Source organism: Lentzea sp. NPDC102401, assembly GCF_044765805.1.
Classification (GTDB): Bacteria; Actinomycetota; Actinomycetes; order Mycobacteriales; family Pseudonocardiaceae; genus Lentzea; species Lentzea sokolovensis.
Window position 1 is genome coordinate 24,585 of sequence record NZ_JBIWKS010000001.1, and the last position, 13,022, is coordinate 37,606.

Genomic DNA, 13,022 nt, shown 5'->3' on the forward strand with positions numbered 1-13,022 from the left:
CTCTACGGAGGTACTTCCCGGCACGCACAACCACGACGTCAAGGTGTCCGTTCTAGGGTGGACGGATGAAGGTTCTGTCCATCCAGTCCGTCGTCGCCCACGGCCACGTCGGCAACTCCGCCGCCGTGTTCCCGCTGCAGCGCCTCGGGGTCGAGGTCGTCCCGGTCCCCACGGTGAACTTCTCCAACCACACCGGGTACGGCGCCTGGCGCGGCCCGCTCCTGCCGCCGTCGGACGTGGCCGAGATCCTGCTCGGGGTGGAGGAACGCGGGGTGTTCGGGCAGGTCGACGCCGTGCTGTCCGGCTACCAGGGCGGCACGGGCATCGCCGATGTGATCATCGACGCGGTGCGCAGGGTGAAGGCCGCGAACCCGGCGGCGCTCTACGCGTGCGACCCGGTGATGGGCAACGCCAAGTCCGGCTGCTTCGTCGCGCCCGAGATCCCCGTGCTGCTGCGCGACCGGGTCGTGCCGGTGGCCGACATCATCACCCCGAACCAGTTCGAGCTGGGCTTCCTCACCGGCACCGAGCCGGCGAGCATCGAGGAGACGCTGGCGTCGGCCGACCTCGCCCGCGCGATGGGCCCGTCGACCGTGCTGGTCACGAGCGTCGAGCGGCCCGACCGGGAGGAGGGCACGATCGAGATGCTCGTCGTGGACACCGCCGGGTCGTGGCTCGTGAGCACCCCGCACCTGCCGTTCAAGGCGAACGGGTCCGGCGACGTCACAGCCGCGCTGTTCACCGCCCACTACGTCCAGACCAACGACGCGGCGCTGGCGCTGGAACGCACCGCGTCGAGCGTCTTCGACCTGATCGACCTGACCCACCGCTCCGGTGAGCGCGAACTGCGGCTGGTGCAGGCGCAGGAGTTCTACGCGATGCCGCGGATGCAGTTCAAGGCCGAGCAGGTGCGCTGAGCCCGACCGACAACACCGGGATGGCGGGCCGGACCGAGCCGCCCGGCACCGTGCGGGAGAACGAGAAGCCACGTGCGCTCGCGCACTTGCCGTGCCGATCAGAAGTACTGGCCGCCGCAGCAGGACGCGATGGCCTGATGTCCACGAGCGGTTCTGTCCATCTGCGGCGAAAGCCCTCTACTCCAGCCAGGTCGCCGGGGTGGATCGGCCGGGCCGGCACCCGCCGCCACGGTGTCAACGCGACACCAGCATCCGGTCATGCCGAATCGAGGATGCCGAAGTACGAACCTGCCGGGTCCGAACAGGCCAAGTCAGCCTCTGGTATCGGCTGATGTGCGAGGACCAGGACGAAGTCAGATGCCCGGGGTTGATCGGGTGGTCACGGGCCCTGCTTCTTGGCGCGTCGCCCAGAGCCGAAAAATGAGAATCGTGACCGGGCCGGACTCCCAGAACCTGGCAGGTTGACCGTACCGACAACACCCAGTTGGACCAGGTTACCGTGGACGGTGCCGGTGTTGACGTTGTACGCCCTCTTGGCCCGGGGACCGAACAGCACCTCGGGCCACAGAGCGTCGAGCAGGACGGAGAAAGCGCCACCACCGTCATAGGCGGCCTTGAGGCCGTTCGCCAGTTCCTCCGCGAGGTGGATCGTGTCGGACTCGCTTTCCGCGCGAGCCGCATCCAGCGCATCGCCCAGGCCGGGCACCGCACGGACCGCTTTCTCCAGCTGCGTCAGAGCTGCGGAATCCGACTCCCCCACGGAACCGATGAGTGCGGCGGCAACGGACAACATCCACATGTCCACCATGGTCAATCCCCCCAAGAGACCCTGCGCCCCAGGTCAAACCGTTCGAGAACACTAACATTCACGTGGTCCGGACACGATGATCCTTCCAGCCTCCGGAGGATGCGCCGACGGCGCGACCGACCGCATGGCGCCCGCGCAAATCGTGCCGGGACGGACGCTCATGCCGCGGACCGCGTGATGAACCACGCCCCCGCCGCTGTCGGGAGCGATCGAAATGCGTTGCACAGGTCCGGTCCGTCGTCGAAGCTTCAGCGCGTGGGGATGTTGGACGCCGTTGCGGCTCGGGTCGCGCGTGGCGAGAAGGTGCGGTTCCGCCCGACCGGCTCGTCAATGGTGCCGTTGATCCGCAGCCGCCAGTTGGTGACCGTCGCTCCCGTTGACACGGCCACACTCGACGTGGACGACATCGTGCTGGTGCGGGTCGCCGGAACGATCTACCTGCACCGGGTGACCGCGATCGCTGGGCAGCGGGTGCAGATCGGGAACAACCGAGGCCGGATCAACGGCTGGACCACCAGGGACCGCGTCTTCGGACTCTGCGTGGACGTGGACGGCGTCCCGCGCAAGAACGTCGAAGGCAAGATCGCCCCGGCCGAGACCGCTTGATCCTCGTCCTGGCACGACGCTGAATCCCTGTGTTCGGTGTGTCGCCGCTCCTCGCGGGCCGAGTCCGGTCCAGTCCGTCGACAGCCGGGCATTCCACGTGGACGCCCGCGACGCCTGCCCTGTCGCGGCATCAGCGTCCGCCGCTGCGATCGGTGGATCAGGGTGTCAGGCCGGCGGGATGGTGAAGATCAGGCCCTGGCTCATGGTCGAGCGGATGCCCTGCACGTCCGTGGTGACGACCTTCGCCCGGTGCTGCCTGTCGGGGGTCAGCCCGGTCAGCGTGACCTGCTTCTCGGTCACCAAGCCGGTGTGCCCGCCGTCCAGGTACACCTCGTAGCCCAGGGTCGGGTTCCACCAGGAGGAGGCTTCCCAGGCCAGCGTCACGGACGTCGGGGTCGTCGAGACCACCCGCAACCCGCTCGGGCGCGGCGGCCGCTCGAAGATGGCGGACTGCGACCACACGGTGCCCAGCAGGTCGTTCTGCGCCGGGTCGTGCGAGCAGGACGCGGTGACCGTGCCGAGAGGAGTGCCGTCGGCGCGCTCGGGGCGCAGTGTCAGCGCCAGGTCGTCCACGTGCAGGTCGTAGTAGCCCTGCGTGGTCAGGTACTGCGTCGGGAAGGAGCCCGCGGCCCGCACCGCGGCCCTCTGGGTGGTCGTCAGCCACGTGGGCGCGACGGTGAACGAGGCCTGGGTGGTCCGCGTCCCGTCCGGGCCGGTGATGTGCGCGTCGAGTGTCGCGGTGCTGTCGGTGTCCAGGCGCACCCCGCCGGCCATCGTCAGGACCGGGCGCAACTCGCGCAGGTCCAGGTCCACGTCGATGTAGGCGGGTTCGTGCCTGGCGACCGTGTTCGGGCCCGCGCCTTCGTCCGGCAGACCACCGACGACCCACACGGTCATCCGGGCGCCCGGCCCGAGGGAGGTCGTGCAGGTGTAGTCCATCCGCACCGCGGTCGTCTGCGCCGACGCCGAGGTCGCGGCTCCCGTCAGCGCCCCGACGGCCACCAGGGCAGATACCAGGGACAGGGCGGTGACGCGGAACGGGTTCCCTTTTCTGCGCAACTTCATGCCCTTTCCGTGTTCACTCGACCACGGACAGTGTCCCGTACACCGACGTCGGTACGTGTCGCCCATTCAGCCGCAGCGAGGTGGAGGCGATGTCCGAGCAACGCCGACATCCCACGCCACAACGAATGCACTCTCGCACCGCTGGCCGCCCGGCGGTCAAACCCTTGGCGGCCAACGAGATCACCATCTCGTCCACGCGACCCACTCGCCTCTGCCGCTCGGCCACGACCCGTCAACGCAGTGATCAGTTCGGCGTTCGTCGACGTGGCCACATCAGAATCGAGCAACGCCTCGCACTTCGTGGACTGCGCGAAGAGCGTGTGACCGCATCGACGCGCAGGTCCAAGACTCGCAGTCGACCGCCCGGATCAGGAGTCGCCACCCGCACCGGTCGATCGGCGGGTTAGGCGGAACTCCCAGGGGTAGTTCGGTTCGAGGAGAACGCTTCCTGGTTCGGGCGCCGGGATGGTCATCACCGACCGTGGCGCCGTTGGCGGGTCGCCGGGGTCGTCCGTCGGGATCACGGTGCCGGCGCTGTCGATCGCCGTGCAGGCCACCGAACCAGGACTGTCGGCTCCGCGCCGGTGGTGCGGGGCTCACGCGAAGGAGGATCGATGGAATTGACGGCTACGACCACCATTCGCAAACCCGTGTCGGAGGTGTTCGCGTTCTGGCGCGACCTGGAGAACCTCCCGACGTTCATGGCGCATCTAGAGAACATCCGCGCCACCGGCGACAGGACGAGTCACTGGGTCGCCGACGCCCCGTTCGGGGAGAACGTCGAGTGGGACGCGGAGATCATCGAGGAGGTGGCCGCCGAGAAGATCGCGTGGCGGTCGACCGGTGACGCGGACGTGCCGAACGCCGGCACGGTCCGGTTCGTGACCGCCCCGGACGGTGTGAGCACCGAGGTGCACGTCGGGCTGGTGTACGAGATTCCGGGCGGCGTGATCGGCAAGGCGGTCGCCAAGTACTTCGGCGAGGAACCGCACCAGCAGCTCGACGACGACCTGCGCCGGCTCAAGCAGGTGCTGGAGACCGGCGAGGTCGTCCGTTCCGACGGCGCCCCGTGGGGCAAGCGGGCACGCAAGGAGTTCCCGCAGCGTCCGGCACAACCGCTGTCGGACGCCGAGCTGGAGAAGGGACCGCACGCATGAGGGCGAACACCTGGGCGGGCCGCAACAAGGTCGAGGTCCGTGACGTGCCGGACCCGAAGATCCTCAACGCCCGCGACGCCATCGTCCGGATCACCTCCACCGCGATCTGCGGCTCGGACCTGCACCTGGTGGACGGGTACGTGCCCACCATGCAGGACGGCGACGTGCTGGGTCACGAGTTCATGGGCGAGGTCGTCGAGGTCGGCTCCGGTGTCGACCCGGGTCGGCTGCGCGTCGGGGACCGGGTCGTCGTGCCGTTCCCGATCGCCTGCGGTGCGTGTGCCGCCTGCGCCGCGGAGCTGTACTCCTGTTGCGAGAACTCCAACCCGAACGCCGGCATCGCGGAGAAGATGTTCGGGCACCCGGTCGCGGGGATCTTCGGCTACTCGCACCTGACCGGGGGCTTCGCGGGCGGTCAGGCGCAGTACGCCCGCGTGCCGTTCGCCGACGTCGGCCCGTTGAAGATCGAGTCGGACCTGACCGACGAGCAGGTGCTGTTCCTCTCCGACATCCTGCCCACCGGCTACATGGGTGCCGACATGTGCGACATCCAGCCCAGCGACGTGGTGGCGGTCTGGGGTGCCGGTCCGGTGGGCCAGTTCGCCATGGACAGCGCCAGGGTCCTCGGCGCCGCGAAGGTCCTCGCCATCGACAAGGAGCCCTACCGGCTGCGCATGGCGGAACAGGCCGGCCACACGCCGGTGAACTTCGAGGAGGTCGACGTGCGGTCGCGCCTGCTGGAACTGACCGGTGGGCGCGGGCCGGACAAGTGCATCGACGCGGTCGGCCTCGAAGCCACCCACGGCAGCGCGCACATCGCCGCCTACGACCGGATCAAGCAGGCCGTGCGGTCCGAGTCCGACCGTCCGCACGTGCTGCGCCAGGCCATCATGTCGTGCCGCAGCGGCGGTGTGGTCTCGGTGATCGGCGTGTACGGCGGACTGATCGACAAGTTCCCGGCCGGCGCGTGGATGAACCGGTCGCTGACTTTGCGGACGGGGCAATGCCACGTGCACCGCTACATGAAGCCGTTGCTGCACCGAATCGAGCGCGGGGAGATCGATCCGACCCGGATCATCACGCACACCCTCGCGCTGGACGAGGCGGAACGTGGCTTCGAGATGTTCAAGAACAAGCAGGACGACTGCGAGAAGGTCGTCCTCAAACCCTGACGGCGACCCGCGTTCGGCCACCGTGGCGGACACGGTGGCCGAACGCGGGTGAGTCACCCACGCAGCATGGCCAGCACCGCCAGGGACCGTTGCACGGCCGGGGTCGCAAAGACCAGACAAAGCTCCGACCCCACCCGGTTCGCGTGTTGCTCGGCCCGCGCGAGCGCCCTCAGGCCGGCGGTGCCGAGGAACGTGACCTCGGTGAGGTCCACCACGATCTTCGCATCCGAAATGTCCAGATGCGGCTCGATCGCCCCGACCAAAAGGTCCACAGTGGACGCATCGATCTCTCCGCTCACACGGACTCTGATCACCTTCGCGACGGCGACGGGAACCACCACGCTCACCTCCAGCAGCTCTTGGAGTGAGGACGATCCCGTACAACACGCGTGCGGTGCTTCGGTCCGCGAGGCGGAATTCCCCGGCGGGCTGTAGGCCTGAGGGGTCACTTGTGGAGCTTCTCGCGGCGCTCCTGCTGGCGGTAGCCGTAGGCGGCGTTGCGCACCGCCTCGTCGCTCTCCAGCCGCGCACCGAGCGCACCGGCCACGGTCGCGACCGACGCGGCGAGCCACGCCAGGCCGAGATAGTCGCGAACGGCCGGTGGATGGCCGATTTCCTGTGCCAGCACGGAAGGTTCGAGCACGAGCAAGGCCGACGCGAGCACCACCACGAACAAAGCCAGGTACAACGTGGAGATTCCCAGCACCAGGGTGAGCGCGGTGGTGAGGTTGTACAGCCGCGCACGTTCCTTCCCGACCGCGTCGGACGGACGCTCCCACAGCTTGTGGGTGACGATCAGCCACACCACCATGGCCATGATCGACAACAGCGTCGCCGCCACCAGCCTGAGCACGCTCGAGTGGGTGCCGAGCATCCACATGGTCGGGCTGATCAACGTGTACGCGCCCGTGCCGAACGCGGCGACGAGCACGCTGGACAGCCCCATCGCGAGCCGCCACGGCCGATTCGCCCGGATCATCCCCGCGAACATCCGCAACCGGCCGCGCAGCCCTGGAGCCACGAACCGCACACCGATGTCATCCGTGGGCGAGTCCACCCGTCGCGCGAGCCGTCCCATCGGGACTTCACGGTCCCTGAGCTCGGCGACAACGGCACTGACCACGTCACCGGTCTTGCGATGCAGACCCCAGCTACCCAGGGCCGGAAGTGACGCCACAGCCAGCCCGTCGTCGGCACTCGCGTCGGCCACCACCGGGTCCGTCCCGTCCCTGCGCGGCAAATCGGTCAGGCACACCCACAGGTCGCAACGCTCCTCCACGACCTGATCACGCACCGCCTGCACCACATGCCGCACCGAGCCGTGCTCATCCGCGGCGAACTGATCGCACACGGGCACCACCCGCCACTCCACATCACCGTCCACATCGCGACGCAGTCGCTGCGGCAGGTCTTCGGCGAGATCCTCCACGATGTCGGTCGCCAGCCCGGGATCGGCGAGCAGACCGAGCACTACGGTCTCCTGCATGCGCCGTCGAGTACCCCGGCCAGAACTCGGATAGTCATCCGGAACCAGCTGATGATCAGATCGCGGACTGCTCGTGGTACGGGTTGTCGACCAGCACGCCGGTCATCCAGATCTGTGGATGGGCCTTCACCATCGGGATGATCACGTCACCGTCGAACAGGTCGAGGTCGTAGAAGCACAACGCGTACACCGGCCGCCTGTTCACCCACAGGCCCGCGTTGATCTCGTGCCGGAAGAGCGCGTCGAGCTGGTCCTGGCTGCGCAACGATCCTCCTGCCCAGCCCATGTCGCCCGCGATCCGGCACGACGTCCCCTCCCCCTGCGACCACTCGTCCAGCTCGGCCAAGATCGCGTCGCTGTCCAGCACGTCGTCGCACTGATACCGGCTTCCCGGCTCCTGCACCCGCAGTCGCGGGTGCGGACCTCCCAGTCTCTGTTCCGCGTCGTCCTTCTCCCCGGCGACGGCGAAGTACTGGCACGCCTCGCCGCTTCGAAGTCCGTCGGACAGGAACGGGATCAACAGGTCGTCGCGTTCGGCGCCACCGTGGTGGAACACGCACAGGTGAGAATGCATCCTGAGCGTGGCGCCGTCGAACACCGCGTTCGTCACCGCTCCTCCAGCGGTTGCCCTTGCAACACATGCCACGCACGGGTCGCGACGTGAACGTTCAACCGAGTCTCCACTTCACCCAGGTCGAAACCGGTGATCTCCTTCATCCTGCCCAGCCGATACCGCAAGGTGCTGCGGTGGATCATCAGCGCGGTCGCGGTGCGGTCGTAGTTGCCGCCGCACTCCAGGAACTGGGAGAGCGTGCGGATCATGTCCGCGTCCCGGGTGTTGTCGTACTCGATCAAACTGCCCAGCCACTCCCACACGAACGACATGACTTCGTCGCGACTTTTGCCCGTGTCGAGGATTCGGTACAGACCGAGCTGGTCGAACGACGCAGCACCGCGGGGCGTGCCCGAGGTCTGCCGGATGCGCAACGTGCGCATCGCCTCGCGGAACGATCGAGGCAGGCCGTCCGGGGTGTCGCAGCTGCCACCGACAGCGATCACGCCTGTGTCCGTGCCCAGTTCATGCGCCACCGTCCGGAAAAACGCCTCACCGTCCGGACGTCCGCGCACGAGCATCACCACGACGCCGGACCGACGTGAGCACAACGCTTTCCACTCCAGCTCGACTATCGCGCGCGACAGCGCCTGCGACAGGGCGCCATCGGCTTGGGTACCGCCCCACTGCGCCACCAGCACGCAGTGCGTGCCCCGCAGATCATGACCCAGCGCGCCGGCACGCGCGTACGCGCTGTCGTTGTCCGTACCGTCCACCAGGTCGTCCACGAGTTCGCGGTGCAGCCGCAGTTCCATCTCGGCGAGGCTGCGCTGGTGAGCCAACTCGAGCGCGAGCACGGTCGTGCCGTACTCCAGCGTGAAGATCTCGTGGTCCCGCGCGGTCTTCCCCGGATCGATCAAGGACACCACGCCCAGCACCTCGTGGTGCGGCTTGACCAGCGATATCAACCGTTCCCGCTCCCGTAGCGGGTAGGTCCGGCGGGCAGCGCGGCGCAGCAGGTCCTCCCTGCGACGAGCGGGCAGCTTCGGGTACGGGTCAGGACGGCCCGGCCCCGCCCACGCGCGCAGGTTCCCGAACTGGTCCTCGATGGCGACGGGCAGCGCGGTGAGCTCACTGAGCGCATGCGCGATCCCCTGTTCGCCGGCCCCACGAGCACTCACGCGAGTCAGCACGTCGTGCACGCGTTGTTGTTGCCGCAACTTGTTCACGGTCACGGTCAGCCGTGCGTTGACCTCCGCCCGTTCATCGTTGGACCGCCTCAGCTCATCCGCGTGCTCATCGCCCTTGCGGTGCAGGTCCGCATTCGCCAGCGCGGCGCTGGTCTGCTGGCCGAGCACCTTGAGCAGGAACAGCTCGTCCACCGTCGGTTCGGACTCCGCGACCATGACCAGGCAGCCGGCGAGCCCGTTCAGTCCTCTCAGCAGGAACGCCCAGCGCCAGGTCCCGTCGGGAAGCACCACACCGGAGCCACGATCGTCGAGCTGGGACACGAAGCGGTCGAGCTCGGAATCAGCGGGCAGGTCCGAGGGTTGCCGCACCAGCGCGCCTTCGGCCACGAGATACGTCGCCACGACCGTGCACGGTCCCAGAGACGGCACCGAGGTCGCCGCGAGAGCGATGATCTTGGCAGAGTCCCTGCCGCCGAACATCTTCATCGACAACACGAAGAGGCCGTAGAAATTGGACAGTTGCGCGCGAGCCCAACCATCCAGTCCTCCAAGGCCGACGGCCATGCCTCCTCCGCACGGTTGTTCGTTGCCAAGCAGCCTAACGCCGCCGCCGTTGTGCTGCCGGGTCTATCTCAGCAGGCGGGTTTCGCCCTCCCAGGGCGACGCGCCACGACGCGTGTCTTCGTCAGGGTTGATGCGATGCACGTTGCCGGGAACGCAAGAGCCAGGAGGGAAAGAGCCCAGATGACATTGATGCGTTTCGACCCGTTCCGCGAACTCGACCGGCTCTCCGAACAGACGGTGCGCACACCGCGTGCACTGCCGGCGGAGGCGTTCCGCCGTGGCGACCGGTTCATCGTCGCCCTCGACCTGCCAGGCGTTGACAGCAAGGACGTCGACGTGACCGTGGAACGCAACGTGGTCACGGTCAAAGCCACGCGTCACCCGCTGCGGCAGGACGGCGACGAGGTGCTGATCGACGAACGGCCGCACGGTGAATTCAGCCGCCAGTTCTTCCTCGGCGACATGCTGGCCGCCGGCGAACTGTCCGCCGAGGTCGATCACGGCGTGCTCGTGCTGACCATTCCGGTCGCCGAATCCAGCAAGCCGCGCAAGATCGAAATTTCCGAGCAAACAACGGTCAACGCCTGAGGGAGCAGCCATGACCACTCATCACTCGGGTACTCACGCACGCGCTGACACGAGCGCCGCCACCGCCCAGAGCATGTCGCGACGGCGCACGATCGCGTCGTTCGGCAACTACCGCGACGCCGAGCGCGCCGTAGACCACTTGTCAGACAACAAGTTCCCGGTCGACCGCACCGCGATCATCGGCGTCGACGTCCGCATGGTCGAGCAGGTCGTCGGACGGATGAACTGGGGCCGCGCGCTGCTGAACGGTGCCATGTCCGGCGCCATTCCGGGCCTGCTGTTCGGCTGGATCTTCGGCCTGTTCGACCTGATCAATCCGCTCGTGGCCGCGTTCACGCTCGCCCTGTACGGCCTGGTGTTCGGCGCGCTCATCGGCGCCGTCATCGGCGCGATCTTCTACGCGATGCAGCGTGGCAGGCGGGACTTCAGCTCTGTGACCATGATGGTGCCGAGCCGGTACGACCTCGTCGTGGACGAGGAAGTCGCGGACGAAGCACAGCGGCTGCTCGCCGGCATGACCCCCATCGGGGGTGCCGCGTAATGGCCAAAGCAGTGGGAATCGACCTGGGCACGACGAACTCCGCGATCGCGGTCGTGGAGGACGGCCAGCCCGTTGTGATCACGAACGCCGAGGGCTCCAGGACCACCCCGTCCGTCGTGGCGTTCACCGACAGCGGCGAACGGCTGGTGGGCCAGCTGGCGAAGCGCCAGGCCGTGCTGAACCCGCACGGCACCATCTACTCGGCGAAGCGCTTCATCGGCCGCCGGTTCGAGGAGGTCGCCGAGGAGGCGAGGACGGTCACGTTCGACGTCGTCCCCGGGCCGAACGACTCGGTGCGTTTCAAGGTGCGCGACAAGCTCCACGCGCCGGAGGAGATCAGCGCACAGGTTCTGCGCAAGCTGGTCGACGACGCCGGCAAGTACCTCGGCGAGAAGGTGCGCGAGGCGGTGATCACCGTGCCCGCCTACTTCAACGACTCGCAGCGCCAGGCGACCAAGGACGCCGGCAAGATCGCCGGTCTCGAGGTCCTGCGGATCATCAACGAGCCGACGGCGGCCGCGCTGGCGTACGGGTTGGACAGGAAGGGACACGAGACCGTGCTCGTGTTCGACCTGGGCGGTGGCACGTTCGACGTGTCCCTGCTGGACGTCGGCGACGGCGTGGTCGAGGTGCGGTCCACCTCCGGTGACACCCACCTGGGCGGCGACGACTTCGACCGCAGGCTCGTCGACCACCTGGCCGACAGGTTCAAGAACGACACGGGGATCGACCTGCGGGACGACGCCCAGGCGCTGCAACGGCTGTCCGAGGCGGCGGAGAAGGCGAAGGTCGAGCTCAGCTCGGTCACCCAGACCCAGGTGAGCCTGCCGTTCATCACCGCCGACTCCGGCGGCCCCAAGCACCTGACCGAGACGGTGACGCGGTCGACCTTCGAGCAGATCACGGCCGACCTGGTGGAGCGCTGCCTCGGCCCGGTCGAGCAGGCCATGGCCGACGGCAAGGTGTCCGCGAACGACATCGACGAGGTCATCCTCGTCGGCGGTTCGACCAGGATCCCGGCCGTGCAGAAGCTCGTCCGCCGGCTGACCGGTGGCAAGGACCCGAACATGAGCGTCAACCCGGACGAGGTCGTGGCGCTCGGTGCCGCGGTGCAGGCCGGTGTGCTCAAGGGCGAGGTCAAGGACGTGCTGCTGCTCGACGTCACCCCGCTGTCCCTGGGCGTGGAGACCCGCGGCGGCGTGATGACCAAGATCATCGAGCGGAACACGACGATCCCGGCCCGCCGCTCCGAGGTGTTCTCCACCGCCGAGGACAACCAGCCCGCGGTGGACGTCGTGGTGTTGCAGGGCGAACGCGAACGCGCGGCCGACAACCGGGTGCTGGGCCGGTTCCAGCTCAGCGGGATCAGGCCGGCGCCGCGGGGCGAACCGCAGGTCGAGGTCATCTTCGACATCGACGCCAACGGCATCCTCAACGTGACCGCCCGCGACAAGGACACGGGCGCGGAGCAGGGCATCACCATCAGCGAGAGCTCGAACCTGGACACGTCCGAGATCGAGCGGATGGTGACCGACGCCCAGGCACACCAGGCGGAGGACCAGCGACTGCGTGAGGCCGTGGACGCCCGCAACACCCTCGACTCGCTCGCCTACCAGGTCGAGAAGACCCTGTCCGACCTCGGCGACAACGCGCCGGCGCACGAGAAGGCCCGCGCCGAGATGCTGGTCTCCGAGACGCGCGAGGCGTTGCAGGACGACCCGCCGATGGACCGCGTGCGAGAGCTGACCGACGAGCTCACCCAGGTGCTCAACGGCCTGATGGCGGCACGGTCGTCCGCGCCACCGCCGTCGTCGGGCCAGACCTCGGCCACAGCGTCGGACGACGACGTCATCGACGCGGACTTCGATCGGGTCTGATCACGATGACCTCCCAGGGGAACGCCGCGAACTCCGCGGCCGAGACCGGGGCCGGCGTGACCCCTCCTCAGTCGCCGGCCCCGGACCGGGACGTCGCCGAGCTGGAAGACCGCTGGCTGCGCGCCATGGCGGAGCTCGACAACGTGCGCAAACGCCACAGCCGCGAGCTGGAACGCCAACGCACAGCCGAACGCGCGCGGGTGGCGTCGGCCTGGCTGCCGGTGCTCGACAACCTGGAACTCGCGCTCGGGCACGCGTCCGGCGACGCGTTCGCCGAAGGCGTGCGGGCGACCCTCGACCAGGCCGTCGAGGTGCTCGCCCGGCTCGGCTACCCGCGCCAGGACGCCACCGGCGTGCCGTTCGACCCGGCGGTGCACGAGGTCGTGACGGTGCTGGACGACCCGGACGCGCCGCCGAACACGGTCGTGCGCGTGTTGCGGCCGGGCTACGGCGACCTGCGTCCCGCCGCCGTCGCGGTGGCGCGCGCACGGGAGTGAG

General features: G+C 68.4%; 14 protein-coding genes. 8 read left to right on the forward strand and 6 right to left on the reverse strand.

Annotated features, from left to right (window positions below; translation table 11 throughout):
• Positions 1-65: 65 nt before the first annotated feature.
• Complete coding sequence (gene pdxY, locus ACIRG5_RS00125; protein ID WP_402897765.1) at positions 66-917, forward strand: pyridoxal kinase PdxY; 852 nt, start codon at positions 66-68, stop codon at positions 915-917.
• Positions 918-1,296: 379 nt separating this feature from the next.
• Here the strand turns inward: pdxY and ACIRG5_RS00130 are convergent, their stop codons facing one another.
• Positions 1,297-1,725: a hypothetical protein gene (locus ACIRG5_RS00130; protein WP_402897768.1), complete on the reverse strand. Its 429-nt coding sequence runs from the start codon at positions 1,723-1,725 to the stop codon at positions 1,297-1,299.
• Between the two features lie 255 nt (positions 1,726-1,980).
• Here ACIRG5_RS00130 and ACIRG5_RS00135 point away from each other — a divergent pair, with 255 nt between their 5' ends.
• Entirely contained in the window at positions 1,981-2,331 is a 351-nt protein-coding gene (locus ACIRG5_RS00135) for a hypothetical protein (protein ID WP_402897771.1), read from the forward strand.
• Positions 2,332-2,496: 165 nt separating this feature from the next.
• Here the strand turns inward: ACIRG5_RS00135 and ACIRG5_RS00140 are convergent, their stop codons facing one another.
• Positions 2,497-3,396, reverse strand: coding sequence for a DUF6801 domain-containing protein (locus ACIRG5_RS00140; protein ID WP_402897774.1), 900 nt, complete (start codon positions 3,394-3,396; stop codon positions 2,497-2,499).
• A 614-nt stretch (positions 3,397-4,010) separates the two neighbouring features.
• Between ACIRG5_RS00140 and ACIRG5_RS00145 the strand changes: the two genes are divergently transcribed.
• Together ACIRG5_RS00145 and ACIRG5_RS00150 are read left to right on the forward strand one after the other, a co-directional pair.
• A complete protein-coding gene (locus ACIRG5_RS00145) occupies positions 4,011-4,553 on the forward strand; it encodes an SRPBCC family protein (RefSeq protein WP_402897777.1) in 543 nt (180 codons plus the stop codon).
• Entirely contained in the window at positions 4,550-5,725 is a 1,176-nt protein-coding gene (locus tag ACIRG5_RS00150) for a zinc-dependent alcohol dehydrogenase (RefSeq protein ID WP_402897779.1), read from the forward strand. The genes ACIRG5_RS00145 and ACIRG5_RS00150 overlap by 4 nt, the downstream gene beginning before the upstream one ends.
• Before the next feature lie 53 nt (positions 5,726-5,778).
• Here the strand turns inward: ACIRG5_RS00150 and ACIRG5_RS00155 are convergent, their stop codons facing one another.
• The 4 genes from ACIRG5_RS00155 to ACIRG5_RS00170 form a co-directional block, all read right to left on the reverse strand.
• Entirely contained in the window at positions 5,779-6,063 is a 285-nt protein-coding gene (locus tag ACIRG5_RS00155; protein WP_402897781.1) for an STAS domain-containing protein, read from the reverse strand.
• A 107-nt stretch (positions 6,064-6,170) separates the two neighbouring features.
• Positions 6,171-7,211, reverse strand: coding sequence for a hypothetical protein (locus tag ACIRG5_RS00160; protein ID WP_402897783.1), 1,041 nt, complete (start codon positions 7,209-7,211; stop codon positions 6,171-6,173).
• 55 nt (positions 7,212-7,266) lie between these two features.
• On the reverse strand, positions 7,267-7,821 hold the full coding sequence (locus tag ACIRG5_RS00165) for an MEDS domain-containing protein (RefSeq protein ID WP_402897785.1): 555 nt from the start codon (positions 7,819-7,821) through the stop codon (positions 7,267-7,269).
• Positions 7,818-9,518: a PucR family transcriptional regulator gene (locus ACIRG5_RS00170; protein WP_402897788.1), complete on the reverse strand. Its 1,701-nt coding sequence runs from the start codon at positions 9,516-9,518 to the stop codon at positions 7,818-7,820. The genes ACIRG5_RS00165 and ACIRG5_RS00170 overlap by 4 nt, the downstream gene beginning before the upstream one ends.
• 15 nt (positions 9,519-9,533) lie before the next feature.
• On the opposite strand from ACIRG5_RS00170, the gene ACIRG5_RS00175 reads away from it, so the two are divergent.
• Genes ACIRG5_RS00175 through ACIRG5_RS00190 form a run of 4 tightly spaced genes read left to right on the forward strand, consistent with a single transcriptional unit; the run spans position 9,534 to position 13,021 of the window.
• Positions 9,534-10,106, forward strand: coding sequence for an Hsp20/alpha crystallin family protein (locus ACIRG5_RS00175; RefSeq protein WP_402897791.1), 573 nt, complete (start codon positions 9,534-9,536; stop codon positions 10,104-10,106).
• 10 nt (positions 10,107-10,116) lie between these two features.
• On the forward strand, positions 10,117-10,647 hold the full coding sequence (locus tag ACIRG5_RS00180) for a general stress protein (RefSeq protein ID WP_402897794.1): 531 nt from the start codon (positions 10,117-10,119) through the stop codon (positions 10,645-10,647).
• Positions 10,647-12,524, forward strand: a complete 1,878-nt coding sequence (dnaK, locus tag ACIRG5_RS00185; RefSeq protein WP_402897797.1) for a molecular chaperone DnaK — start codon at positions 10,647-10,649, stop codon at positions 12,522-12,524. The genes ACIRG5_RS00180 and dnaK overlap by 1 nt, the downstream gene beginning before the upstream one ends.
• A gap of 5 nt (positions 12,525-12,529) precedes the next feature.
• On the forward strand, positions 12,530-13,021 hold the full coding sequence (locus ACIRG5_RS00190) for a nucleotide exchange factor GrpE (protein WP_402897799.1): 492 nt from the start codon (positions 12,530-12,532) through the stop codon (positions 13,019-13,021).
• Position 13,022: the final 1 nt, after the last annotated feature.

Bases quoted from the DNA above. Each gene is read 5' to 3' on its own strand.
- ACIRG5_RS00160 (WP_402897783.1), bottom strand. From the start codon at position 7,211: ATGCAGGAGACCGTAGTGCTCGGTCTGCTCGCCGATCCCGGGCTGGCG.
- ACIRG5_RS00145 (WP_402897777.1), top strand. From the start codon at position 4,011: ATGGAATTGACGGCTACGACCACCATTCGCAAACCCGTGTCGGAGGTG.
- dnaK (WP_402897797.1), top strand. From the start codon at position 10,647: ATGGCCAAAGCAGTGGGAATCGACCTGGGCACGACGAACTCCGCGATC.
- ACIRG5_RS00130 (WP_402897768.1), bottom strand. From the start codon at position 1,725: ATGGTGGACATGTGGATGTTGTCCGTTGCCGCCGCACTCATCGGTTCC.
- ACIRG5_RS00140 (WP_402897774.1), bottom strand. From the start codon at position 3,396: ATGAAGTTGCGCAGAAAAGGGAACCCGTTCCGCGTCACCGCCCTGTCC.
- ACIRG5_RS00180 (WP_402897794.1), top strand. From the start codon at position 10,117: ATGACCACTCATCACTCGGGTACTCACGCACGCGCTGACACGAGCGCC.
- pdxY (WP_402897765.1), top strand. From the start codon at position 66: ATGAAGGTTCTGTCCATCCAGTCCGTCGTCGCCCACGGCCACGTCGGC.
- ACIRG5_RS00190 (WP_402897799.1), top strand. From the start codon at position 12,530: ATGACCTCCCAGGGGAACGCCGCGAACTCCGCGGCCGAGACCGGGGCC.
- ACIRG5_RS00150 (WP_402897779.1), top strand. From the start codon at position 4,550: ATGAGGGCGAACACCTGGGCGGGCCGCAACAAGGTCGAGGTCCGTGAC.
- ACIRG5_RS00170 (WP_402897788.1), bottom strand. From the start codon at position 9,518: ATGGCCGTCGGCCTTGGAGGACTGGATGGTTGGGCTCGCGCGCAACTG.